Genomic DNA, 24,689 nt, shown 5'->3' with positions numbered 1-24,689 from the left:
GAGTTGCCGGATAGGTCGGATCGGGGCTCTTTGTCTCTGCGCTATACCGATGCTCGACCAAGCCAGCCGGCTGTCAGGGTGGAGCAAGTGTTGAAAACAGGGACGTTTTCGCCAAGCCCCCAGGGACGGGTTCACGGCGTCTTACGCAGTCCTGACAGCTGGCGGGCGCCTGCTCCGGCCATATCGGCGGCCAAATCCACGTAATCCAAACAGCTTAAGCAATTCAACCATTCTTCTGGTTGTGTTCCGAAGTCAGCTGACGCGAACCGGCAGGGCTGCCCCGACACGCTGCAAGTACATCCCTGTAAGCTCGTCGATGACATCCCTGTCATCGCACGGTCGGCTCAGCCCTTCCGCCTCGCTTCGCATGAATATGGGAGTCGTCTGATAGCAAGACGGGAAGCGGTTTTAATTTCTGCCTCACGCGATGCGCGACCAAGCCGCCCGGAACTCGATGATATCAGTAACCCAACTCGCGGCTGGCTCCGGATTATCTGAGCAATCCTGACGCGCGCGGTTTAGCGGATCATCCCCACTCGAACCGTGCATTAACGAAACGTGACGGGTTACCCACATAATCTGTGGATAAGTCTGTGAACAAGGTATGGGAAACCGTGGCAAACGCCCGTTTAAACTAGGCCGAAGTCGAAATGGGTGAATTTTGATCAAACAAAAAGCTTTATAAATCAGTGCTTTACAGTTCGTCTGGAAACAGGCGGAAGGAAGGGAAACGTGCTTGAGTGTTACTTAAGAATGTGCATAACGGTAACAACCAGAGCCCCGACACGTCTGCAGCGGGGCTCGGAAGTGTTACTTTGACATTACTCGGCGGGAGCCGTTTCGGCGGCTTGATCGTCAGCGTCGACATCTGCGTCGGCTTCATCAATACCCAACAGTTCCATTTCGAACACCAGAATGGAGTTTGGAGGTATGACAGGGCTTGGGCTGCGCTCGCCATAAGCCAGATCGCTCGGAATGGTCACGCGCCATTTATCGCCCACACGCATCATCTGTAGCGCTTCTACCCATCCGGGAATCACACCGCTCACAGGTAGATCAACAGGCTCGCCACGGCTGATTGAACTATCGAATACCGTGCCGTCCAGCAACTTGCCCTCGTAGTGCACCGATACCGTATCGGTGGCAGCAGGCTGGGGGCCATCTTCCGGACCAGACTCCAGCACCTCATATTGCAGCCCGGACTCGGTAGTGATGACGTCGTCTTTTTCAGCGTTCTCGGCAAGATACTTGTCGTTAGCTTCTCGCGTTTCGGAAACCAGCGCCGTAGCCCTTTCCTCAGCGCGGCTCTGCAGCTCGGTGAAAGCGGCACGAAGCTCCTCTTCACCCACGCGAGGTGGCTGCTTGGACAGAGCGTCCTGCATACCCAGGGCAAGCGCATTGGGATCAATGTCGTCTAGACCGTCCTGTAACAGGCTCTCGCCCATGTTCAGACCGATACCATAGGACGCTTGCTGAATTGGGGTGCTGATGTCGATTTCCGTTTCCTTGTCGCCGCCACAACCAACAAGAGTGAGAATACTCAGGGCAACGCCTGCTGCCAGCAGATTACGCTTCATGCTTACCTCAATTGACAAGCCCTATCGGGCGGAAATAAAGCAGGAAGCTTAACAGGGGAATACAAGCCAATCTACCGGCTGGCTGGCAAAGTTTGAGCAAAGAAGAAGGTAATATGGAACGGGTTACAACAAGGGGGGAGGTAAAAAATGGCGCAGCGGACGGGACTCGAACCCGCGACCCCCGGCGTGACAGGCCGGTATTCTAACCAACTGAACTACCGCTGCGCGTAACCTCGAGTGGTGGGTGATGACGGGATCGAACCGCCGACCCTCTGCTTGTAAGGCAGATGCTCTCCCAGCTGAGCTAATCACCCGTTTGCTCTCGAAGTGGGGCGCATTCTAGGCAGCTTTTTACCTTCTGGCAACACCTTTTTTGAAAATAAATTCACTCTTTTTCAATATCTTACTCGTAGCCCCCGAGAAGACTGGTTCACAGCCGCGCTGTCAGGCAATATTGCCCGGCTTCGTGCCCCGGTGCGATGAACAATATGCCCGGCCGGCCAAACGTACAGGTAACCAAGGACTGCATAATGTGGTTTCGTAATCTTCTTCTCTACCGCTTCAGCCAAGACATCCCCTTTGGCGAAACCGAATTACTCACAGCGCTGGAACAGCGCCCTGCTCGTCCCTGCGCCAGCCAGGAGACACATACGCTAGGTTGGACAACCCCCTTCGGCAGACACTCCGAAAACCTTCTTCAGGTCGCAGAAGGCTACTGGTTGCTCTCCATGCGCAAGGAAGAACGCATATTGCCGGGCAGCGTCGTCAAGGATGCGCTGGCAGAAAAAGTTGAGGAAATCGAAGCCAGAGATGCCCGCAAGATATACAAGAAGGAGCGCGACACGCTGAAGGACGAAATCGTCATGTCGTTGCTTCCCCGCGCTTTCACTCGCACCCAGACTACGCTTGCCTGTATCGCACCGGCCGAAGGCTGGATTGCCGTGGACAGCTCTAGCAGTAAACGCGCCGAGGACTTGCTCAGCCTTCTCCGGGAATGCACCGGGAGCCTTCCGGTTCGGCCTATGAACGTGAAAATGGCTCCGGCTGCAGCCATGACCGACTGGGTGAAAAACGGCGAAGCGCCGGAGGGACTGGTAGTTCTGGACGAGTGCGAACTGCGCGACACAGGGGAAGACGGTGGAGTGATACGTTGCAAACGCCAGGATCTGGCTAGCGAAGAAATACAACAGCACCTCACGGTCGGCAAACAAGTCAGCCAGTTGACCATGGCCTGGCATGACAAGCTTGTCCTGACACTTGATGACAAACTGACAGTCAAGCGCCTGCGTTTCGAGGAACTGCTACGGGATGAAGTTGACGACCAAGGCGGAGACGATATGGCGAGTCAGCTGGATGCCACATTCATCATCATGTCAAAAACGCTCAGCGAACTGATTCCGGCACTGACAACGGCGCTGGGCGGTGAGGATATTCCACAGGGAATCTGACTGAAAAAGCTATCCACAGATTCTGTGGACAACTCTGTGGGTAGCTTCTCGATAACCTCTCCCGATGCACAGAAGGCGGGCGGCCGAGTCAGAATGATCAAAATTTGATCATCTATTTTATCGTTTAAAATCAATACGTTACGAATATCAAGCCCAATTGCTACCGTTATAAGTCTTTAACTGTATATAACTTGGGCTCGTTATCCCGCTGTGCACAATGTCAACCCTCAAACACCAGAAAAACTCTTCAATAACTACGCTGAGAGCCTATTTGAACCAACCGGGCGCCAATGTCATCACGATCACCGACGATTATGTTCCAGCCAGCGTGCTGCATCCTTTGCGGCCGCACTGCGAGGATAGGTCTTCACGACATAACGTAACCGGGACTCGCCAGTCTCGAGATCATTCGCCTCGATAGCATTCTGGGCTAATTGATACTCCGCTCTTGCCATACCTTCATGCAGTTGCTGCAGCCGCGGAGCGATCTCATGGCGATAGCTTGATTCGGGGTAAGCCCGGACGAAACGCGCCATATGATTGTGCGCCTGGCGCCCCAGAGACAAGCGTTGTTGTGCATCTCCGGCGGAAGACTCGAACCGTACGAAATCGGCCAAGGCTAGTAGGTAAGCAGAATAATCCGGGAATGGCGGGTCGACATGCCGCGAGTCATAATCGCTCAACACGTGTTTCACTGCGTCCACGTCGCCTTGTTGCAAACAGAGAAATGCCGTTTCCTGCTCCAGCGCAGGCTCTTTAACCTCTACCACTTGACGAGCAAGGGCCATGTTGCAGCGTCCCATGCTCAACTTCGCTCTGGCGTCGGCGATAGCTTCGGCGCGCTGGCTGTCTTTCTGGCTCATGCTCGAGCAACCGGTAAGAGTAGCCAGCAGTAGCACCATCATGAATTTACGACTCACTATAATTACTCCTCGGATGAACGCGAATATTCGCTATTGCAACTGGGCACGCCAGCCAATCCAGCCCTGCGCGTCGGGCTTCCCAAGCATGCCCAGGCCGCCTGCGAGCGCGTCTTCCGCACTTGCACGAGCCTGAAGGCGCGAATCGATCTGCATTGCCTGACCGGGACGCCAGCGCGCGTCGCCGCGCAGGCCGAGAGGGCCTCCCTGATCTCCCAGATTGAACACCAGCCAATCGTCTTCCCCGGACAACGCCGCGGTCAGATCCCCGAGCTCCATCGGTCTGGGCAAGCCCCCAGCCGCGTTCTGCCAAACCAGCTGACCCTCCGCCCGGGCAACATTCTCGAAATCCTTCAGCTCGAGCACCGGCACATCCAGCAGCCAGGTTCCACGCAAGACAAAGGGCGCTTTATTGATAGCCGCCATACTTGCCGCATCCAGCCGGCCGTTTACGTGCTCAAGCCTGACTGATCCAAAGCCGAGCTTCATGGTCGCGTCGACATGGCCGTTCCGGGGCTGCCAGGTCAGGTCAAGCGCAATGCGTCCGGTAAATATATGTCCGGGCTTCCAGTCCCAGTGAAGAGCGCCCTGATCTATGCCGCTGACGTCCATGCGCTGTACGTGACCGGACCATAAGGTTCCTGACAAGCCATGCAGCGTCACCTCGGCGGGTAGCTGACTTGACATGCGATTCCAGACGAAGGCTGCCGGCAAGTTCCAGATGAGACTTAGCAGGTAAATGACCACCGCCGCGATCAGGGTATTCCTCAGGGTCAGCCATTTCAGCATCAGCGTGGCTCCACCATCAATCGCGCAGAGACCATTCCGGGGCTGCTGCTTACATCCACTGCCAGCTGGCTTATCTGTAAGCCGTGGCGATTTTCAAGATCGTTCAGCCAGCCAACAAGGGAATCAAAACCGACTTCCTCAAACGAAAGCCTTGCCCCGCTTCCTTCCGGCTGAACGCGTCCGAGCGCCTGCTTGATGCCTGCCGCATTGGCAGAGACCTCTATTAACGTGAGGACTGAACCGCCTGCCCCTGCGGACGGCTGACCACGCTGCTGAGCGCCGCGGCGCCTTACCTGATCCGATACCTGCTGCATCCACGCCAGGTCGGTCGACAATGCGCTGACTTCCGAGCGTAACTCCGCACGGTTCGATGCGAGGGGCTCCCACACCCCCAACCAGAGGAACAACACCACCAGCGCTACCAGCCCTGCCAGCACTATCCGCTGCTCACGCGGGACCAGCCCTGCCCACCAAGCCTTCATGACTTACTCCTTTCAACCTTGAGACGCGCCGTGACGCCTTCAGTACCGGAATCAGCGCCCTGTAAGGTTTCACGCAGCTCTGGCTTGGCAGCGAGGCTCGCCCGGATCGTTTCAAGCTCGGCGAACGAGGCCACATGCAGCTCTATTTCCATATCCACTGGCGTAGCTCTGAACTCGCGAATTTCGGCCTTGCCGTCTTTGCTACTAACTGCCAGCACCTCATACAACAATCCACCCATGCCACCGTTGCCGCTGCTTCCGCCGCCCTCCAGCGCCTCGCGGAATTGCGTGACCGGATCAACTCGCCGACTGGTCGGCAAGGTCGTATCGAACAGGCTGTTGATCTCGGCCTGCAGACGGTCACGCTCGCGGGCCAACGTCCAGGTTTCCAGGCCAAACTGTGTCGCCATCACAGCCAGCAGCACCCCGGCAGCGATCATGGTGGTGCGCATCTTGCGCCATGGCGGCGCGGCCATACCCGAAGCGTAGGGGCCCGTCAGCAAATTGAATACCGGTCGCGTATCGGTGGCGCGGCGCAGCGCCGGCTCAAGCAATTCCGAGCTTAGATCCGGGCCAGGAATAACCTGCGCATCCTCTCCCAGATTCAATGCGCCCGCGTCCACCCCGTACAACTCGAGAATGCGATCTTCCGGATCACGATCAGCCAGACGGCGCTGGAGCCAGATACCAAGCAGGCTCTCCTCCATCATCACCGGCTCCTGATCAGCAGCGGTTACGATGACCAGCGGCATATCAGTCGGCCAGGGCGATTGCTGAACGCGCAAAACCCCGGCCGGTGGCAATTCGGCATGCAGTTCCGACAGCGGCATCAAAGCTTCGAGGCGCCAGCCTGCCTGCTCGAACAGCTCCTGCCAGAACACCATATTGGATTGCTCGACCACCGCCGCAGCCACACGATCATCCGGCCGGCGTGGTCCGGCGGCAAAGTGCAGTTCATCTAGTTCCTGACTGAGGAAGTCTTCCAGGGCGAACGGCAATGCCGCCCTGACCGCAGAGGCCTTGCGTACCGGCACTCTTACTCGGTACAGCGTTACCGCAGAGGGCGGCACCAATGCGCGCATCCGTTCCGTCGGATACTGGCCATGCAACGCCTCGAGCGTGTCATGTCCGGTATCAAGGAGACTGCCGTCACGGTCGGTATGCCACCAATGCATTCGAACCGGGCCCGGACTGTCAGGCTGCAGGTGTTCTGGTAACAAGACTATCAACATGATCAGATCCGTTTTTGTTCAGGGCTCGCAGGCCGTTTGTTCGCGCAGAATGACATTACCGCTGGCAGCATCCAGCGTCGTGCACTGATAGAATCGGCGTTCGCCAAATTCCGCAGTCAGCTGTAGCCGCATGAACCAGGGTGCTTCAGCGGAGGCGCCGCGCTCGGCAAAGACTTCCTGCATCAGTTCAGAGCTGCGTTCCATGTCGATAGGGCTGGCAGTACCGGGATACGCCGTGACGTACGGAGCCAGCGCCTGCCAGGCTTCATCAGTCATGCCGGAAACCGCCGTTATTTCCGAAGCCAGTAACATGCTCCGGTTACCGGATACCCGGGCCGGCTTCGCCAGACGATATACCGGGTCATCCGTCTCCGGGTTCATCCAGTCGCTCACAGCCAGGGCCAACTCGGCACCGGATGGCATCGTCACGCCACTTTCCTGGGAGACTCTGTCAACCAGACGAGCAAAAAAGCCCTGCTCAACTTCGTCAGCCCCCGCCAGAGCATTCAGGTTGTAACGACACTGCATATTGTCCAACGTCGCCAACATACGAATCCCATCGACTTCAAAGGGCAGCACAGGTGACAGGCACGTCTCCCATAAAAGCTCGTCCGGCCCCTCGGTTTGTTCCAATAACTGCAGCACCATTTTCTCAGCGCCCATGGTGATGTGCCGCGACAGGTCCCGCTCGAACACAGCGCTGGTGCGGCGAATATCTGCCTGGCTGCGCAAGGCCATCGCCACAGACGCGGTTACGGACAGCGCCACCACCAACAGCGCGGTGATCAATGCAACCCCTTGCTGGCCCGCCCGCGACTTCACAGCCCCACCGCCATCAACCGGCGAATCACGCCCAGACCCGGGAGGTCAATAACTACTTCTACGGCCATGGGCAATGCGCTACTTTCTTCATCTGCATCGGCGGGCGGCCAGGATTCGAGTCGCTCCAGCCCTGAGGGCGTACGTACCACAAACAAGAATCCACTCTCCACGCCGAGCTTCTCGTCTTCACCCACCAGCTCGGCAAAGGGTCGGGTGCGCATGCTGTCGGGGTCCACGACGTCGAGGCCATCCCACATGCGGCGCTCCAACCCGCGCTCGGTTATCTCCCAGGCAGTACGGCGCAGCCGATGATCGCCACCCGCACCGGCCCGGACCAACTCGAGCAGTGTCTCGTCACCACCGGGTCTCAAGCGAAGCGGCGGCAGCCGATCTCCGTATTCATCGCGCGACTCGATATCCACCAACTGCGCCAAATCACGCTCCAGCACGCTCAATGTAACTTGTAGATCCGCCAGTTTTTGCGCCTGGGTTCGCGTGATGTGATCAGCATCAAGAACAGCGCGTAAGCCCTGGTATGCAACCAGACTCATGATCGCAAACACGACCATGGCGATAAGCATCTCGAGCAGGGTGAAACCGCGCTCGCTTCGCCGGCTATTCATGGCAGCACAAACCCGCTGACTGAGGCACGTTGATGCGTTTCACCCCGTTCCGCCAACCAAAGACGAATATCGATACGCTGGACTGGCGGTAAAGGGATAGGCGAGTCGGGCGTGAACTCTCCTATCTCTATCTTGTACGCAAATTGATACGGCCCCATTTCTACCTCGCCCGAACGTTTTCCATCGGACAGTGGTCGCATGCCCGTCTCATATTCGGCAAGCAGATTCTGTCCGGCCCAATGTGCAAGCGTCCGTTCCTGGAGGTACGCCGTGTTACGTGCATGGTCCGCACCGCCCTTTACCAGCGCACCCAGGGCGACGCCGAGAATCGCCAATGCGACCAAGACTTCCAGCAAGGTGAAGCCGCGATTACTCTTCCTCGAGCTCATTCAGCACCTCGACGCTGCCTTCCAGGCCTACCCTGATATATTGCTCCAGCTGGTTGCCGGGGATCCTCAAAGTGATAACCGCCGGCGTCATCTCACCCGTTGCGCCCAAGCGTATGTGGGGCTCCCAGCCGTCGGTCTGACGTAGCCCTCGGCGCTCACCTTCGATTTCAAGGTCCAACTCCATGAGTCCTTGTTCCAGTTGTCGAGGGCCAAGCTGAGGATCTGTAACCGGCTGCCACTCTCGCGTGGCATCGTCCAGAATCACCAGTTCGAGAAAACTATAGGCATCGTGGCGAAGACCCAGCGCCCGATCGGCCTCCCCTGTTATCAACAATTCATCGCGCGCCAGCCGCAACGCTCCGGCGAGTCGTTCGGCTTCGGTCCGCAATTTACGCTCAGCGCCGTCACCCACCGAGAGTGTTGCCAGGCTGGCAACCACCCCCACCAACACCAGCACAACCAGCAATTCCATCAAGGTAAAGCCGTGATGCTTTTGCCGCTCAGGATGCCGGTGCCGGTGCATGATCAGCGCCGCTCGTCCTGTTCAGGGTCCCAGTTTCCGATATCAGCATTGGCGTCTTCACCGCCCGGCCGTCCGTCCGCGCCGAGACTGAACAGATCGTACTCCCGGTCGGCTCGACCTGGGCGGCGGTACTGGTATTCACGACCCCACGGATCTTTCTGCAAACGATCGATGTAGCCGCCAGTACGCCAGTTGCGTGCCGTCGCGTCACCCGATGGCCGGGTTACCAGCGCTTGCAGGCCCTGCTCGGTAGTGGGGTAATTGAAATTGTCGAGGCGGTAGAGGTTGAGTGCACTTTCCAGCGCGCGTATATCGTTTTCAGCTTTGGTAACGCGCGCCTGATCCGGACGATCCATTACACGCGGGACAACAACCGCCGCCAGGATGCCGAGAATTACAACCACCACCATGACCTCGATCAGAGTGAAACCGCGCTGCAGCGCTCTTGTGTTTTTCATAGTCTTGAGCATGTCAGTTAACCAGTTGATTGAGTTCGAAGATCGGCAGAAGAATGGCCAGTACAATGATCAGTACTACGCCGCCCATCGCCAGAATCAGCAGGGGTTCGAAAACACCCATCACGATTGCTATACGCGCCTCCAATTCGCGTTCCTGTGTTTCGGCAGCTCTTTCCAGCATCTGGTCCAGCGTGCCGCTGCTTTCGCCACTCTTGATCAGGCTCAGCGTCATGGGTGGAAAGTATCCGCTTCGCTCCAGCGAAGCCCCCACCCCGGCGCCTTCCCTGACCCGCTTCGCCGCATCGCTTACGGCGTCGCGCATAGGTACATTGGAAATCACGCTGGCGCTCATATTCAGAGCCTCTAGCAGCGGCACCCCGCTGCCGGCAAGAATATTGAGCGTCCGGGCGAAGCGGGCCGTATTCAAACCGCGGATCAAGCGCCCAAGCAAAGGTAACCGAAGCAGCCAGGCGTGCCAGCGGTACAATGCCCTCGGTCGCTTGAGTACTTCTTTGGCGGCAAAAAAGGCGGCAACCAACCCTCCAGCCATCAGCAACCCCCAGTTACGCAGGGCATCGCTGGTGGCGATCAGCGCACGGGTTAGCCAGGGCAGTTGTTGATTCATGCCGGTAAAGACCTGCACCACTTCGGGGACTACGTAGGTGAGCAAGGCAACCGTCACCAACAAGGCAACCACGGTGAGCACCCCGGGATAGAACATGGCCAGCTGGATCTTCTGACGCATCGCATTTTGCGCTTCAACGTTGTCTGCAAGGCGCTCCAACACCAGATCCAGACGACCGGCCGATTCCCCCGCAGCGATCGTTGTGCGATAGATTGATGGAAATACCGAAGGGAATTCGCCCAGCGCATGCGCCAGCGGCAGCCCTTCCATGACCCGGGTACGTACAGCGGATAACGTCGATCTCACCTTGGGCGTTTCGCTTTGCCGAGCCACCGTGCCAAGTACTTCCTCGATGGGCATACCGGCCCGGGCTAGCGTCGCCATCTGTCGTGTTGCAAGTGCCAGTTCAAGGGGCTTCACCCGCGGCTGGAATACCGGCATACGCAGGGCAGCGTGACGCTCCGCGACCTGGTTCACCGACATCGGCATTAGCCCCTGGTCACGCAACCGGCCCCGCACCTGACGACTGGAGTCGCCCTCTTCCACGCCTTTACGGGTCTTGCCCGCCTGATCCAGCGCTACATATTCGAAAGCAGGCATGTTCAGTCCTCCCTGGTGACGCGAAGAACTTCTTCCAGCGTGGTGTCGCCCATCAACACGCGGCGCAGCCCATCCTGACGAATACCGAGTTGCTCGATACGCGCATGCCTGACCATCGCCTGCTCGCTCGCTCCGTCATGGATCAGGCCCCGCAGGGTGTCGTCAATTTCGATAAGCTCGTAGATACCGGTTCGCCCCTTATATCCGCTTTGATTACACGCGGCGCAAGCGCCCGGACGATACAGGGTGGGCGGATTGGTCGGATCGACATTCATCAGCTTGCATTCACTTGCCGTGGCGATATGCGGCGTACGACACGAGGGGCACAGTGTTCGCACCAGGCGCTGCGCGAGCACACCATTGAGCGTGGATGAGAGCAGGAAAGGCTCGATGCCCATGTCGCGCAGACGCGTAATCGCGCCCACAGCGGTGTTGGTGTGCAAGGTCGAAAACACCAGGTGACCGGTCAAACTGGCCTGAATGGCGATCTGCACGGTCTCGATATCCCGTATTTCCCCGACCATCACGACATCGGGATCCTGACGCAGAATGGCGCGCAGACCACGAGCAAAGGTCATATCCACCTTGGAGTTGATCTGGGTTTGCCCGATACCGTCCAGGTAGTATTCGATCGGATCTTCAACGGTGAGGATGTTGCGAGTGCGGTCGTTAAGACGCATCAGTGCAGAATACAGCGTGGTCGTTTTACCCGAACCTGTCGGCCCTGTTACCAGCACGATCCCGTGGGGCTTGTTGATTACGCGTTCCATCGCCTCGTAATGCTGCTCACACATCCCCAGATGGCGCAGTTCCAACCGTCCAGCCTGCTTATCCAGCAGACGAAGAACGACCCGTTCCCCGTGGCCTGAAGGCAGCGTGGACACCCGCACGTCGACCGCGCGGCCGACCAGCTTCAAACCTATCCGACCGTCCTGCGGCAGACGCTTTTCGGCGATATCCAGCTTCGCCATGACCTTGATACGGGAGACAATTACCGGCGCCAATGCGCGGGGCGGCTCCAGCACCTCGCGCAACACCCCATCGACCCGCAGACGAATCGACAAGCGATTCTCAAAGGGTTCGATATGGATATCCGATGCGTTTTCCTTCACTGCTTCGGAGAGCAGAGCATTGATCAGGCGGATGATCGGCGCTTCGTCCTGGGATTCGAGCAAATCCTCCGGCTCGGCCAACGACTGAGCGACCGACATCAGATCACCGTCATCCAGGCCTTCGACAAGCTGCATGGCATCGTTTGCCGAACGCTCATAGCGATCCCGCAAGCGAGCGGCAAAGGCGTCATCATCAAGCATCAACGGACGCAGCGGGTGCCCCGAACGGCGGCGCAGCTCCAGCAATGCTTGCGGATCACAGTCCGAACGTACGAACACATCGAGCAAACCATCCTGGAGATTCCCGGTAAGCACGCCGAAACGACGGGCAAAGCGGTACCCGGTTTCGGCCTGTTGGCCGGAATCTGCAATAGCGTCGCTGATCTCGCTGATTTCGCTTTCGCTCATGTCAGCCGCCTCAATTCGCTTTCGGAGGAGCAGGAATGGCTGTCTTGACAGGCACGCCGCCCTGAACTGCGTTTTCAAACGGTGGCGGCAGGCTCAACAGATAATTCCAGTCGGGCAATACCGGCATGCTGTCGCTGGGCAGGATACGGTCGCCGCGATCCTGCTCCTTGAGCTGCTGGTCACGAATGTAGGTGTATTTTGAATGCGTCACGCTTTCCGCCACAGCGGTATCGCGAATAATGACCGGCCGCAAGAAGACCATCAGGTTGCGCTTCTCAAGGCGACCCGTGTCATAGCGGAACAACCTGCCCAGGCCCGGGATATCACCCAGTCCGGGGACTTTATCGCGGGTCTCGACCATCTGATCATCAATCAGGCCGCCGAGTACGATGAGCTCATTGTCATCGACCATCACGGTCGTCGTCAGACTACGCTTGTTGGTGATGATATCAGCTGCACCGCTGGCACCCGGAGCGATCTGCGAGACTTCCTGGGCAATCTCCAGGCGTACCGCGTTACCTTCGTTGATTTGCGGGCGGATCTTCAATTTGATACCGACGTCCTCCCGCTCAATGGTATCGAAGGCTTGACCGGAATCCTCAACTGAACGCCCGACAATAAAAGGTACGTTCTGACCCACGACGATTTCGGCCTCTTCGTTATCCAACGTCAACAGACTCGGCGTGGAAAGGATATTGCTCGAACTGTCGCCCTGCAGGGCGTTTACCAACATGGCAATTTGCGTGCTACCTATACTGCCTGCGGCACCGAAGGTTGCTCCATCTGCCAGCGAAGGCGGTGTAGTGACATTGCCCTCAAGGAAGTTATCGACCCCAGCGGCGAGATTAACGATGCCGCGACCGCCCCGGTTGAAGTTGATGATGCCCACTCCACCGTTGTCGCTACCGATACCCCACTGCACGCCCAGCTCCTTGGCGCGATCGTAGGACACTTCCGCGATCACGGCCTCTACCAGCACCTGTGCCCTGCGGATGTCCAGCTGGGTAATAATCCCGGACAGATCACGCGTCAGTTCTGCAGGACCAAAAATCACCACCGAGTTAGTGCTCTCATGCGCCTGAATCCGCACGCGGGATTCGTCCGCACCGGTCATGCCACCGGTGGCGCCATCTTCGCTGGTTTGAACGTTGTTGCGGTCACGTCCCTCTGCAATACCGCGCAGCAGTTCAGCTACGTCTTCGGCCTTGGCGTAGCGCAAATAATGCACCTGGCTGTTGCCACTATCGCCTGGCACATCCATCTGATACACCATCTTGCGCAGGGATGCGCGGCGAGCTGCCTCCCCTCTCAAGATGATGGTATTGGTGCGCTCGTCAGCAATGATTCGGGTGCGTTTGTTGAACTCATCTCCAGTGTTATCGCCTTCGAGGCCCTGTACCATTCGCATGATGTCGACCGCAGAGGCGTGCTCCAGGGCGATGATCTCGAAATCGTCCATTGATTCACGGTCGATGCGATGAATGAGTCCCTCGATGCGGCGCACGTTCGCTGCCGTGTCTGCAATGACCAGAGTATTTGACTCTGCGGCGGCGGCCAGATGGCCTCCCTTCGGCACCAGCGGACGGAGAATCCGGACCAGCTGCCCCGCATTGATATGCTTGACATTGATTACATGGGTGATGACTTCGTCGCCACGGCTGTTGTCGTTCAACCCCGCAACTTCGTTTTCCTTGGCCTGTACCTCGGGCACAATGCGAACAACCCCTTCCGAACCTTCTACCGCAGCGAATCCGTAGGATTTCAGCACACCGAGAAACAGATCGTACAGCTCGCCCCGACGCACCGGTTTACCCGATACCACATTTACCTGGCCACGAACGCGCGGATCAACGATGAAGTTGATACCGGTTTCCAGGCTCACTATTTCGATCAGTCCATTGATATCCGCGTCACGCAGATTCAACACCAATTCCTCGTCGGGATTACCCACTGGGGTATCCGGCGACTGCGCAGCAATAGAAGAAGCCAGCAGACTCAGACTCAATGCCACGGGAAGGGTATAACGGTTAAATGAGAACAACGTCGGCATCGTGTCTTAGTCCATCGTTATAGTAATTTCGGTCGGCTGGCCATCACGCTCCAGCGAAACCGATACGGAGCTAGAGCCGCCAAGCTCTTGGAGTATGTCGCGGTAATCCTGGATTTCCGAAACCGGAGTGCCCTCCACCGCGAGGATTACATCGCCCGGCATAAGCCCTGCTGCTTCGAACTCAGCAGCCTGACGGCCGGGATTAACTTCCAGTCCATACATCTCGCCATCCTGCATAACCGGGCTGGCGCTGATCACTTCAAGGAAACGCTGCGGATCGTTCGCCCAGGCCTCTCGGTCAATGGTTGCCACCCCGCCATCGGGTGTCAGGGTGGCATTGGACGCGCCAGGTTTGGGGCGTGACGGCGCTTTCTTGCTACTGGTCGCAGCTGAGTCGCGTTTCAATCGAAGTGTTTCCAGCTTGCCGTCCCGAGCAAGGATTACCCGGTCCGACAGGATCTGTTCGAGCCGCACATTGCCCGGCAACGAGGCGCCAACTCGATAGAGTTTTTCAGGTTGGCCCTGCGGGGAAAGGATGGCTGAGCTACGCTCTGGATCACGATCGGATAGCACCCCTTTGAGCACCCAGCTCAGCGTCGTGTCTGGCGCATTGACGACAGAGGACCGGGGATTGTTGGATGCGCCAAAAATTGAAAGCGAAGCCAACTCACGAAACCCGCCCTGTGATCCATTGCCCGAACTGGTTGGCAGCGGCTGGGCAGAAGCGGCTTCAGCGCTCGGGAGGATGCTCGACGGCTCAATCAAGGCCCAGCTGAGGCGCCCCAGCACCACTGCTGTGATCGCAACCAGGATGAAAGTGGCGATTTTCAGCGCAGGGTCTAAAGTTAAACGGGCGACCAAGGGCATGCTTTCTCCGAAGGCAAGGAAGGCTCCGATCCGGAAGCCATGATCAGATGCTTACACATTACTGACTTTTCTTTGCAAAAATATTGTTATAAGCCGGCGGAGGCTTGTAATGATCTGGATTGTCACGAATTTGCTATACCCCAGCAACCCCCCCTGAATGGGTGAGAATCAGACGAACAGACCGCAAGTCTGGCGGCGTGGCAGTCCCGATATAGCCTCAATCACCCGTCCGGGTGTAAGCCCCTCTACACGAAACTGTGAGCAGCTTCACTTCCATTCAGATCGTGGGGAGACGTAACCGGTGCTCGCATCGCGATAATCTGGATCGAAACAGGCGGAGGCCGAGGCTGCGCTTACCAAGCGTTAACCGGCTCTGAAACCTACCGGGCAATTATGACAGCAAAGTTTCAATCGCCGTGAGACCTGAAACAAAATAACAACGATTGCCCAGGCCGAAGTTGTTCTGGGCGCCACCGCGCAACGCGAAGACGGGCTTCGCTGGGCTCAAACAAGCAATGGTGGTTTGATGTCCTGAAGCACGCACTGCGCGATTAAATCGGTTGACAAGCATACCGTGGAGCTGTCGGGAGGCGCGGCGGAAGCAGGAAGTCAGGACTCGCTGGCAGAACGCTGGACCCGAACGACCCGGCCCCATCTTATCTACTGAGGAAGTTCGCCGAGGCTCGTTTTGCAATGATCCAATGAGAACGCATAGGCATTTGACCATCTGGCGATGATCTACCGATCCGGTGTAATGGTAAACACAGGATTCGCCCGGGCATTAATCGCGGCTGTTTCCCACAAACACTCACGCGTGTGCTCATGCCGAGCCACGCTGCCATAGGCGCGCAACGCTGGGCAGTGACCCTAGCGCTGCCCGCTGCCAACCGCGAGCTCCACAACTTTTTTCTTTACGTTTGAAGGTCGCAGCGCCTGCACATTATCCTTGAGCAGCTCCACCTCGTCCGTGGGCAGATCCTTTTCGACCTGTTGCTGAACGTCAGCCAACGCAGCCTTCGCCTTGCCCAGCATCAGTCCGGCCATCTTCATCGTGGTCAGGGTGCGCTGGGGACCCAATACCAGCAACGCCACCAGCGCCACCACCAACCACTCGGTCATCCCGCTATCGAACATGGCCGCGCCTCACTCAGGCTGCGGAGCGATCAGCGCGAACTGTCGAACCCTGCGTATCCTGATGCTCCACCGTTGCGGCGAGCGCTTCGCGGGTGTCATCGCTTTCCTTCACGGCCTTGCGAAAACCGCTAAGCGCACCGCCCAGGTCACTCCCGATGCTACGCAGCCGTTTGGTGCCAAACAGCAACATCACGATGACCAGAACAATCAATAACGACCCGATGCTGATTCCGCCGATTCCCATAACCATTCTCCACAAGTAAATGCTCTGGCTTTATATATCACCACAGCGTCAAGCAACTTGACCAAGGTCAGATTCGGCCGAGAAACGTCCCGGCCGGCGCCTACAGACATTCAGGTTCCGACTATGCCGCCGTCATCCTTCCAAATCGCTACGGTCGCCGATCGCGGCGGTACGGACGGATCGTAATCAGGCCACTCACCGCCGGGGTGTTGAACGTTGATAAAGAGCGTGCGCTGATCCGGCGTCATGCTGATACCGGTTATTTCCTGCCCCACCGGTCCGACGAGGAAGCGTTTCAGTTCGCCTGTTGTCGGATCGGCCACCAGCATCGCGCAGTTGCCGAACGGATCAGTATCGCCTGAATCCATCTGAATCCATACGCGGCTGTCGGGATCAATCCACATGCCATCCGGGGAGCTCAGGATGTTATCGGCGGTCAGCTTTTCGCCGTTCGGGTCATAGCCGATACTGGTCGGCTTGCCACTTTCGCCACTGTCGCCTGCAAACAGGAAGATATCCCACTCGAATGAAGTCGCTGCATGCTCACCGCCGGCCTCAGCCCAGCGAATGATGTGGCCATGAGTGTTTGGTCCGCGCGGGTTGGCTTCGTTGGTATCGTCTTCCCCGCGTTGACTGTTGTTGGTCAGCGTGAAATACACGTCACCGTTGGCCGGGTCGATGGCACCCCATTCAGGGCGATCCATCGGCGTTGCGCCCATCAGATCCGCAGCCAGACGCGTGTTGACCAGTACATCCGCCTGACTGGCGAACGCATGCTTTTCGTTCGACTCATCCAGACCATTCTGGCCATACACCAAAGGTAACCATTCGCCGCTGCCATCAGCATTAAAGCGCGCTACGTACAGCGTTCCGTTGTCCAGCAATTCTCCCGAGGCGCTGGTCTGGTAGTAAGTATCGCGGCTGACGAACTTGTAGATATATTCAAAGCGAGAGTCATCGCCTGAATAGCAGACCACTGGTTGGCCTTCGACTACCGGGGCGAACACCACACCCTCATGTCCGAAGCGGCCCATGGCGGTGCGCTTGACCGGTGTGCTTTCAGGGTCAAAAGGATCGATTTCGACCATCCAGCCAAAGGTATTCGGCTCGTTGCGGTAGTCTTCCTGCGCCGTCGCCTCGCTAGCCGTAGCATTGAAACGCACATACTCATCGTTACCGGATTCGGCCAGGTGCCACTCGTACTTACCCGAAGCGCGCTCGCCTTCTTTCTTAGGGCGCGGCACACCGTACCGCTCATGTTCACGCGGGTAGGTTCCCTCGTTGACGAAATACCCGGCCCAGTTTTCTTCAGCAGCCATGTAGGTATTCCACGGCGTTACGCCACTGCCACAGTTGTTGAGGGTGCCGCGCGTTTTGGTACCGGTTGGACTGTATTTCGTCTTGACCAGGTCGCTGCCAGCGACCGGGCCGGAAAGCTTCATTTCCGTCAGCGCTGTGACTCGACGGTTATATCCGTCAGGCTGAACCTGCCACTCGCCGTTCACGCCCCGGATAATCCGCACCACTGTCACGCCATGCGCGTTCATCTCTTTCAATACTTCGTCGTCTACCCGTTTTTCATCCGAGCTAAGCAGCACTGCACCTGAACTCAAATCCTTACCAGCATAGGCAGCATGCATCAGGCGCGGCTCGACGTACTCATGGTTGAGCACAAGCAGCCCATCTTCCGAGCTACCATCGATCGGGAAGAAATGCATGCCGTCATGGTGCGAACCCACCTGATCGGCCTGCTCTTCACCGGTGCTTTCAATCCTGAAACCTGTATCGCCATCCAAAGAAGTGCCCCACGGAATCAGGACCTGGTGGCTGTAACCTTCAGGGAGCGAAATCTTATCTTCAAAGCTGACCGGGACAGCGTCAAAACCGAGCAAAGCTGAGGGCTGCTCTTCACCTGGCGCCAACTCCGGCTCGTCATCATCACCGTCAGAACCGCTGATACAGCCGGCAAGCCCCAGACCCATGAAACCGATCGCAGCGGCACCAGCACTCCCCTTGAGTATCTGGCGGCGGCCGAGACGGGCTTCGAGAATGCTTGAAAAAAGCGGGTTCATCTCGCGGGTGCTAAGCGGCTCGTCGGCATCGCCGTTGTCGACCATGATCACGTGACGTTGCAAATCCGTGGACATCCGGTGTTCCTCATCAAGTTTGTTTGAATGCCGGCACATGATGAGGAGCCAGGGTGACAAGCTGCGGACAAACGAATGAACGATTTGTGAAATAAAAATGGCGACTTGGAATCAGACGTCAATTTTGTGACGAGGCGCGCTTCTCTGTGCGGTCTAACGGAACATTGAGCTGGCCCTGCGTTCTCACAGAGCTGAGAAGGTTCGCTGCCAGACCTGGCACCGGAATCCACCCTGTATTTCTCGCATTACCCTATACAGTCGCGCGTCATGCTGCCTCATAAGCCGGGCTTGGCTCATGTCAGGACGCAGCGGCGCATGGCGCGAAACGCCTGTCTGTTTGCACCACCTCACCCGCTCCCGAATTACCAATGCGGCTACCGAACAGACGGGTGATCACGCGTAGCCATACGCAGACCATACGTAATCATCGGCCGTTGTCCTGTCGCTCAGAGGGCCTTGCAGACTCGAGAGCACACTGCAATGCAACCGACGCATGCCCGCACCATCACATACCGCGCCGAGATAGACGGCTTACGTGCTCTGGCAGTTATTCCCGTCATCTTCTTCCATGCGGGGTTCGAAGCCATGGCCGGCGGGTTCGTGGGCGTCGACGTATTCTTTGTAATCAGCGGCTACCTGATCACTTCGATCCTTTATAACGAGATACACAACGGTAGTTTCAGCCTGACGCGTTTCTATGAACGGCGCGTTCGTCGCCTTTATCCCGCCCTTACCCTGGTCACCCTGTGCTGCATTCCCTTCGCCTGGTGGTGGATGCTCCCCTCGGAGTTTCGCGAATTCCTCTACAGCATTGCTGCCATCCAGCTGTTTGCATCCAATATCTACTTCTGGTGGGACACAGATTATTTCAGTACCGGGGCTGAGCTGACGCCCCTGTTACATACCTGGTCGTTGGCCGTCGAGGAGCAGTTTTATCTGTTCTTTCCTCTGTGTCTTCTACTAGTAAGGCGGCTGGACAAACGAGTGCTGGTTCTCGGCATCGCGCTCGCTATCATTGGCGGAATCATTCTTGCGACACGACTGACTGTCACGCACCCCTCCGCCAGCTTCTACCTGCTCCCCTCCCGCGCATGGGAATTGCTTGCCGGTGCCTTAGTGGCTCTGACCGCGCAATACTGGTCCAGCGCCACACGCTGGCTTGCCGAGGCCTTATCTCTGACAGGTGTGTCGCTGATCGTCTTTGCTATCTTCGCTTATGACGCCCAGACGCCGTTTCCCGGCGTCTATGCGCTCGCCCCCGTTGTAGGGACGGCATTGATCATTGCGTTCGCCGATCATCGAACAGTCGTCGGAAAGCTACTGGCGCTGCCACCCGTCGTACTCGTTGGCCTGATGAGTTACAGCGCTTACCTGTGGCATCAACCGCTCTTTGCCTTTGCGCGGATACGTACGCTCAACAATCTCGACGTGGTGGATTTTCTCTGCCTGATTACGCTGACGTTTGTGCTGGCGTATCTCTCCTGGCGATATGTAGAAAATCCTTTCCGCGAGCGCCGCAAATTTCCTCGCAGAACCGTCTTTGCCGGAGCCCTGGCCTTGTCAGCTACCCTGTTCATGGGCACCGTCTTTGCCTCCTTTTATCCCGCTCCCATTCAAATGCACGAGCAGAAACTGACCGGCCATCAACTGCGGGCTCTGGAACTGGTCGAAAGCAATGAACCCAAGCAGTATCCACGGCTGGATGAACCCTGCAATTTTGCACGCGAGCTGATCACCCCCGCCATGACAGACCGGATACTGAAATGCCGAGAGATGCACGGCCCCGGTCTCGCGATTCTGGGGGACTCACACGGTATGAACGTATTCAATGCGCTGTCAGTAAACATGGACGAGCAGTTCATCGTCGGCTTTCTGCAGAACGGCTGCATCCCGTACCCACACCAGGACAGATGTCAGTACGAAGGGTTTCGTGAGTTGCTGCAGCAGCATCCGGATCTTTTCCATACCGTGATATTCAACGAAGCCGGCTTTTATCTGCTGCAAACACCAGAAGGCCGCACCGTTTCACGCGCAGCCCTGAGTGAACAGAGTCACTCGGGTTTCCAGCCAAACGAGCACTATATAGACGGAACGCTGCAATACCTGCACCAGCTCAAGCAATACTCACGTGTCGTCTGGCTCGGCCCCTGGACTGAACCACATATCCTGCCCAGGGAATATGTTCTCCACGGCTGTGAATCACCACCTGAAATCCGCAAATCCCTTCGCGATACGTTCGAACAGCTTGATAACCGAATCGCCAACACAGCACGGAGCTATGAAGGGATCGACTACCGCTCCTCCATCAAGACACTCAACCTCAGCGGAGGCAATCAGCTGATCGACTGTCAGAACCTGTATTTTCGCGACGGTGACCACTGGACCATCGCTGGCGAGCTGCGTTTCGGCAAGGTACTCAAAGCAGAGCTCGAACGGGACCTGGATAAGCACACGACGCCGGTGGCGAGCGCCGATGCGCCCATCAACTAGAACCGTGCGCCGGATGGCGGCGAACAGCGAAGTCCTGACGTATTGTTCAAACCGCCACCGGCACCGCCCCGCTCCACCTTTGCAGTTGTGGAAACAAAAAAGCCCAGCTTTCGCTGGGCTCTTGAGGCAGATCTGGCGGAGAGTCAGTCCGCCGCTAAGCGAGCAGCCACACGCACTTACGCGCACTTTCGTTCTGCATCCTATTGTTTCTAATAGCTTTTTTCGGAACCAGTCCTTGCATGGCGTCTCATACCGTGTCGCCCAATAGCAGCGCTTATGTGGGGTAGGATGTTGGGTAAGATTATCCAGCGGCACTGGTGAAGGCGCCTAATAACGAGAACGGTGGAGGACTGGAAACCGTCTCGGTTTTCAGAGCGGCGAAATCAACAACGAATGCGCTAAGCGAAGGCATAAGGCATAAGGCAAACGCGGGCCCCGTCCGGTTTCAGTTGACCTGCAGGTTGCGACAATGGCTTGGTATAACGATATCGCCATAGGGCGAAGAGCGCCCCTCAAAGGCTGCCATTGCCCCTTCCCTGTACCGACGCTTCAATGTGCGACATTCTTCTTTGATCTCAAACGCTCTACTTTCTTCAGCGCTCAACGGTGTAAATGGTTTTTTCTCGGGGATCGAGGCGACGAAGATGGCGTAGCCTAGAAAAAATAACATTACTGTCCCGTAGCAACCGGAAACCACGTTTATTGATCGATGAGGGAAGCTTTTTGAAGTAAGGACGACTAATGCACTCACTGTCATCCCTAACATTAATGCCACTGCAGGGGCATAGGCTTCGACGTGGTCCCAAGTGAAGATCAGCCATACGAAGGCGCTTATCGGCAAGATCGACATTGCCGCTGCAACCAAGCCAAGCAACACCAGATATAGCTTTTGAAGGAAATGGCCGAGATAGGTAGCGCTTTTCATCTTGCCTCCATGCATGTGATGAACTGGCCGTAGCCAAGAAAGGTAATCTCTGGCTGCGCGCGGCTATTCTAATAACAATCGATCGCGGCTGTGGCCCCCAACAGTGGGAGAACCTCCACCGTCTAACCCCGACAAACCGACCAAACGATCAAATCCACCCAGATGATCCAACGTCAGCGAACTCATAGCCTCTTGGGTTAGAATGCCCCCCAAGCGCTGCAACGTAAATAATATCGGCAAGCGTCAAGCTCAGCTCATATGCAGCCGATGCGATTGTGAAATAGCACGTGCCGTGGCAGGCTGCACTGCACTGCACTGCACTGCACTGCACTGCACCAACGTTTTGCCCCAAGAGTACGAAAGCTACGGGCGCCGTGGTTCAAAAACCCATGATAGTCGTGCTTTTTCTTAGGAGCGGGGTGCGCTTTCTGCGCCACCAAGGATCGGAAGATGGACAAGAAATCGCTTTCAGAGCGGGACATCTGCAGTAAGTACATTTTTCCCGCCATTCAACGCGCCGGCTGGGATATGCACCGGCAGGTGCGTGAAGAGGTGAGCTTCACCAAGGGCCGAATCATCGTCCGAGGAAAGCTGCATAGCCGTGGCGAGTCCCGCCGAGCAGACTTCATCCTCTATCACCAGCCCAACCTGCCTTTGGCTGTTATCGAAGCCAAAGTGAACAAGCAGTCAATAGGCTCCGGCATGCAGCAAGCCCTGGGTTATGCCGAGTCGTTGGACGTTCCTTTCGTGTTCTCCAGCAACGGCGACGGTTTCCTGTTCCATGACCGCAGCGGCACCGGCAGCCAAGTCGAAACCCAGCTCAGCCTAGATCAGTTCCCCAGCCCTCAGGAGCTGTGGCAACGCTACTGTCAATGGAAGGGGCTGGATCATCAGGCACGGCAGAAGGTCGAGGCGCCCTACTACGACGACGGCTCCGGCCGCATGCCGCGGTACTACCAGACCAACGCCATCAACCGCACCATAGAAGCCATCGCTCGCGGTCAAGATCGTATTCTACTGGTCATGGCCACTGGTACAGGAAAGACCTACACCGCCTTTCAGATCATCTGGCGGTTGTGGAAATCACGGCAGAAGAAACGCATCCTGTTCCTGGCCGACCGCAATATTCTGGTCGACCAGACCAAAAACAACGACTTCAAGCCCTTCGGCCAGGCGATGACCAAAATCGCCAAGCGCCAGATCGACACCTCATACGAGATTTATCTCTCCCTCTATCAGGCCGTGACCGGCTCTGAAGAGGAAATGAACATCTACAAGCAGTTCTCCAGGGACTTCTTCGACCTGATCATCATCGACGAGTGCCACCGCGGCAGTGCAGCGGAAGATTCCGCGTGGCGGGAGATTCTCGAGTACTTTTCTAGCGCCACCCATGTTGGTCTCACCGCGACACCGAAGGAAACCAAAGAGGTCTCCAGCATTACCTATTTCGGCGAGCCTGTTTACAGCTACACCCTCAAGCAGGGCATCGAAGACGGCTTCCTCGCCCCTTACAAAGTCGTTCGCATCGATTTCGACAAGGACCTCCAAGGCTGGCGGCCGCCCAAGGGCATGCTCGACAAGAACGGAGAGCTGATAGAGGACCGTATATACAATCTCAAGGATATGGATCGCACCCTGGTGATCGAGGCGCGCACCCAACTGGTAGCGAAGAAGGTTACGGATTTTCTCAAAGCAACTGATCCTTTCCAGAAAACCATCGTGTTCTGCGATGACATCAACCATGCCGAGCGCATGCGTCAGGCGTTAGTCAATCTCAATCCCGAACGAGTCGCAGAAAACCGCAAGTACGTGATGCGGATTACTGGCGATGACCAGGAGGGCAAAGCCGAGCTGGATAACTTCATCGACCCGGAATCCCGCTATCCGGTCATCGCTACTACCAGCAAGTTGATGACCACCGGTGTAGACGCACAGACCTGCAAGTTGATCGTGCTGGATCAACACATCAAATCCATGACTGAATTCAAGCAAATCATCGGTCGGGGCACGCGCATCAACGAAGATTTTGAAAAGTACTGGTTCACCATCATGGATTTCAAAAAGGCCACTGAGCTGTTCGCCGACCCGGCCTTTGATGGTGAACCCGTAGTGATCTTCACACCAGGTGGTGATGACTCCCCTGTGCCACCGGACGACATTATCGATGGCGGGGACTGGCTGAACCCTGAAGACCCCGGGCAGCCAGACGTCTTCGATTTTCCCGAAGGGGAAGAAGGCGGTAGGCGGATCAAATACGTCATCGATAACATACCCATTTCTGTGATAGCCGAGCGGGTACAATACTACGGCCCGGATGGCAGACTGATCACCGAGTCACTGCACGATTACACCCGCACATGCGTGATGAAACAGTTCGCCTCGCTGGATGATTTTCTGCGCCGTTGGAGCAGTGCTGACCAGAAGAAGGCCATCATTGACGAAATGGCTGCGCAAGGTGTGATGTGGGAAGCATTGGCCGAGGAGGTCGAGAAGAAAAAGGGTACTCCGCTAGATCCGTTTGACCTGATTTGTCACGTCGCCTTTGATCAACCCCCGCTATCTCGTAAAGAGCGCGCCGAACAGGTGAAGAAGCGCAACTACTTCGCTAAATACTCCGGTGCCGCCCGCCAGGTTCTGGAAGCGTTGCTGGAAAAGTACGCTGACACCGGCATAGAACACATTGAAGATATCAAGATCCTTCAGCTCGACCCCTTTAGCCAGATTGGGGCTCCAGTGGAGCTGGTCAAAGCATTTGGCGGTAAGGCCGGTTACAGCAAGGCCATTCATGAGCTGGAAGACGAGCTGTACGCTTCATGACTCTACG

21 protein-coding genes and 2 tRNA genes are annotated in these 24,689 nt (G+C 56.9%); 3 read left to right on the top strand and 20 right to left on the bottom strand.

Annotated features, from left to right (window positions below):
* Positions 1–821 precede the first annotated feature (821 nt).
* The 3 genes from HG264_RS01275 to HG264_RS01265 form a co-directional block, all read right to left on the bottom strand.
* Positions 822–1,577 (bottom strand): FKBP-type peptidyl-prolyl cis-trans isomerase, encoded by a 756-nt coding sequence (locus HG264_RS01275; RefSeq protein ID WP_169405960.1) that lies wholly within the window; start codon positions 1,575–1,577, stop codon positions 822–824.
* 148 nt (positions 1,578–1,725) lie between these two features.
* A tRNA-Asp gene (locus HG264_RS01270) sits at positions 1,726–1,802 on the bottom strand.
* 13 nt (positions 1,803–1,815) lie between these two features.
* A tRNA-Val gene (locus tag HG264_RS01265) sits at positions 1,816–1,891 on the bottom strand.
* 216 nt (positions 1,892–2,107) lie between these two features.
* Here HG264_RS01265 and rdgC point away from each other — a divergent pair.
* Positions 2,108–3,025: a recombination-associated protein RdgC gene (gene rdgC / locus HG264_RS01260; RefSeq protein ID WP_169405959.1), complete on the top strand. Its 918-nt coding sequence runs from the start codon at positions 2,108–2,110 to the stop codon at positions 3,023–3,025.
* Between the two features lie 302 nt (positions 3,026–3,327).
* On the opposite strand, the gene bamD is transcribed toward rdgC, so the two are convergent.
* The 16 genes from bamD to HG264_RS01180 form a co-directional block, all read right to left on the bottom strand.
* Positions 3,328–3,945: an outer membrane protein assembly factor BamD gene (gene bamD / locus HG264_RS01255; RefSeq protein ID WP_169405958.1), complete on the bottom strand. Its 618-nt coding sequence runs from the start codon at positions 3,943–3,945 to the stop codon at positions 3,328–3,330.
* A gap of 33 nt (positions 3,946–3,978) precedes the next feature.
* The gene (locus HG264_RS01250) at positions 3,979–4,734 is read right to left on the bottom strand and encodes a type II secretion system protein N (RefSeq protein ID WP_169405957.1); all 756 of its coding nucleotides are present in this window, start codon (positions 4,732–4,734) and stop codon (positions 3,979–3,981) included.
* Positions 4,734–5,216, bottom strand: a complete 483-nt coding sequence (gene gspM, locus HG264_RS01245) for a type II secretion system protein GspM (protein WP_169405956.1) — start codon at positions 5,214–5,216, stop codon at positions 4,734–4,736. The genes HG264_RS01250 and gspM overlap by 1 nt, the downstream gene beginning before the upstream one ends.
* Entirely contained in the window at positions 5,213–6,448 is a 1,236-nt protein-coding gene (gene gspL / locus HG264_RS01240; RefSeq protein WP_169405955.1) for a type II secretion system protein GspL, read from the bottom strand. The genes gspM and gspL overlap by 4 nt, the downstream gene beginning before the upstream one ends.
* 18 nt (positions 6,449–6,466) lie before the next feature.
* Complete coding sequence (locus HG264_RS01235; protein WP_169405954.1) at positions 6,467–7,270, bottom strand: general secretion pathway protein GspK; 804 nt, start codon at positions 7,268–7,270, stop codon at positions 6,467–6,469.
* Complete coding sequence (gspJ, locus tag HG264_RS01230; protein ID WP_169405953.1) at positions 7,267–7,893, bottom strand: type II secretion system minor pseudopilin GspJ; 627 nt, start codon at positions 7,891–7,893, stop codon at positions 7,267–7,269. The genes HG264_RS01235 and gspJ overlap by 4 nt, the downstream gene beginning before the upstream one ends.
* The gene (gene gspI, locus HG264_RS01225) at positions 7,890–8,282 is read right to left on the bottom strand and encodes a type II secretion system minor pseudopilin GspI (RefSeq protein WP_169405952.1); all 393 of its coding nucleotides are present in this window, start codon (positions 8,280–8,282) and stop codon (positions 7,890–7,892) included. The genes gspJ and gspI overlap by 4 nt, the downstream gene beginning before the upstream one ends.
* Positions 8,263–8,805 (bottom strand): type II secretion system minor pseudopilin GspH, encoded by a 543-nt coding sequence (gene gspH / locus HG264_RS01220; RefSeq protein WP_169405951.1) that lies wholly within the window; start codon positions 8,803–8,805, stop codon positions 8,263–8,265. Before gspH ends, gspI begins: the two co-directional genes overlap by 20 nt.
* Before the next feature lie 2 nt (positions 8,806–8,807).
* Complete coding sequence (gene gspG, locus HG264_RS01215; RefSeq protein WP_169405950.1) at positions 8,808–9,263, bottom strand: type II secretion system major pseudopilin GspG; 456 nt, start codon at positions 9,261–9,263, stop codon at positions 8,808–8,810.
* A 13-nt stretch (positions 9,264–9,276) separates the two neighbouring features.
* Positions 9,277–10,488 (bottom strand): type II secretion system inner membrane protein GspF, encoded by a 1,212-nt coding sequence (gene gspF / locus HG264_RS01210; RefSeq protein ID WP_169405949.1) that lies wholly within the window; start codon positions 10,486–10,488, stop codon positions 9,277–9,279.
* A 2-nt stretch (positions 10,489–10,490) separates the two neighbouring features.
* Positions 10,491–12,008: a type II secretion system ATPase GspE gene (gene gspE, locus HG264_RS01205; RefSeq protein ID WP_169405948.1), complete on the bottom strand. Its 1,518-nt coding sequence runs from the start codon at positions 12,006–12,008 to the stop codon at positions 10,491–10,493.
* Between the two features lie 10 nt (positions 12,009–12,018).
* Complete coding sequence (gene gspD, locus HG264_RS01200) at positions 12,019–14,058, bottom strand: type II secretion system secretin GspD (protein ID WP_169405947.1); 2,040 nt, start codon at positions 14,056–14,058, stop codon at positions 12,019–12,021.
* A gap of 6 nt (positions 14,059–14,064) precedes the next feature.
* On the bottom strand, positions 14,065–14,925 hold the full coding sequence (gspC, locus tag HG264_RS01195) for a type II secretion system protein GspC (RefSeq protein WP_169405946.1): 861 nt from the start codon (positions 14,923–14,925) through the stop codon (positions 14,065–14,067).
* Positions 14,926–15,792: 867 nt separating this feature from the next.
* The gene (locus HG264_RS01190; protein WP_169405945.1) at positions 15,793–16,059 is read right to left on the bottom strand and encodes a twin-arginine translocase TatA/TatE family subunit; all 267 of its coding nucleotides are present in this window, start codon (positions 16,057–16,059) and stop codon (positions 15,793–15,795) included.
* A gap of 13 nt (positions 16,060–16,072) precedes the next feature.
* Positions 16,073–16,303, bottom strand: a complete 231-nt coding sequence (locus HG264_RS01185; protein ID WP_169405944.1) for a Sec-independent protein translocase subunit TatA — start codon at positions 16,301–16,303, stop codon at positions 16,073–16,075.
* 110 nt (positions 16,304–16,413) lie between these two features.
* Positions 16,414–18,450, bottom strand: a complete 2,037-nt coding sequence (locus tag HG264_RS01180; protein WP_169405943.1) for a PhoX family phosphatase — start codon at positions 18,448–18,450, stop codon at positions 16,414–16,416.
* Positions 18,451–18,930: 480 nt separating this feature from the next.
* Between HG264_RS01180 and HG264_RS01175 the strand changes: the two genes are divergently transcribed.
* On the top strand, positions 18,931–20,940 hold the full coding sequence (locus HG264_RS01175) for an acyltransferase family protein (RefSeq protein WP_218573029.1): 2,010 nt from the start codon (positions 18,931–18,933) through the stop codon (positions 20,938–20,940).
* Positions 20,941–21,385: 445 nt separating this feature from the next.
* On the opposite strand, the gene HG264_RS01170 is transcribed toward HG264_RS01175, so the two are convergent.
* On the bottom strand, positions 21,386–21,865 hold the full coding sequence (locus HG264_RS01170) for a hypothetical protein (RefSeq protein ID WP_169405942.1): 480 nt from the start codon (positions 21,863–21,865) through the stop codon (positions 21,386–21,388).
* A 450-nt stretch (positions 21,866–22,315) separates the two neighbouring features.
* On the opposite strand from HG264_RS01170, the gene hsdR reads away from it, so the two are divergent.
* A complete protein-coding gene (gene hsdR / locus HG264_RS01165; protein WP_169405941.1) occupies positions 22,316–24,682 on the top strand; it encodes an EcoAI/FtnUII family type I restriction enzme subunit R in 2,367 nt (788 codons plus the stop codon).
* Positions 24,683–24,689 lie beyond the last annotated feature (7 nt).

It is taken from the genome of Pseudomonas sp. gcc21, assembly GCF_012844345.1.
Classification (GTDB): Bacteria; Pseudomonadota; Gammaproteobacteria; order Pseudomonadales; family Pseudomonadaceae; genus Halopseudomonas.
This window is presented reverse-complemented; position numbering and strand designations above follow the sequence as displayed.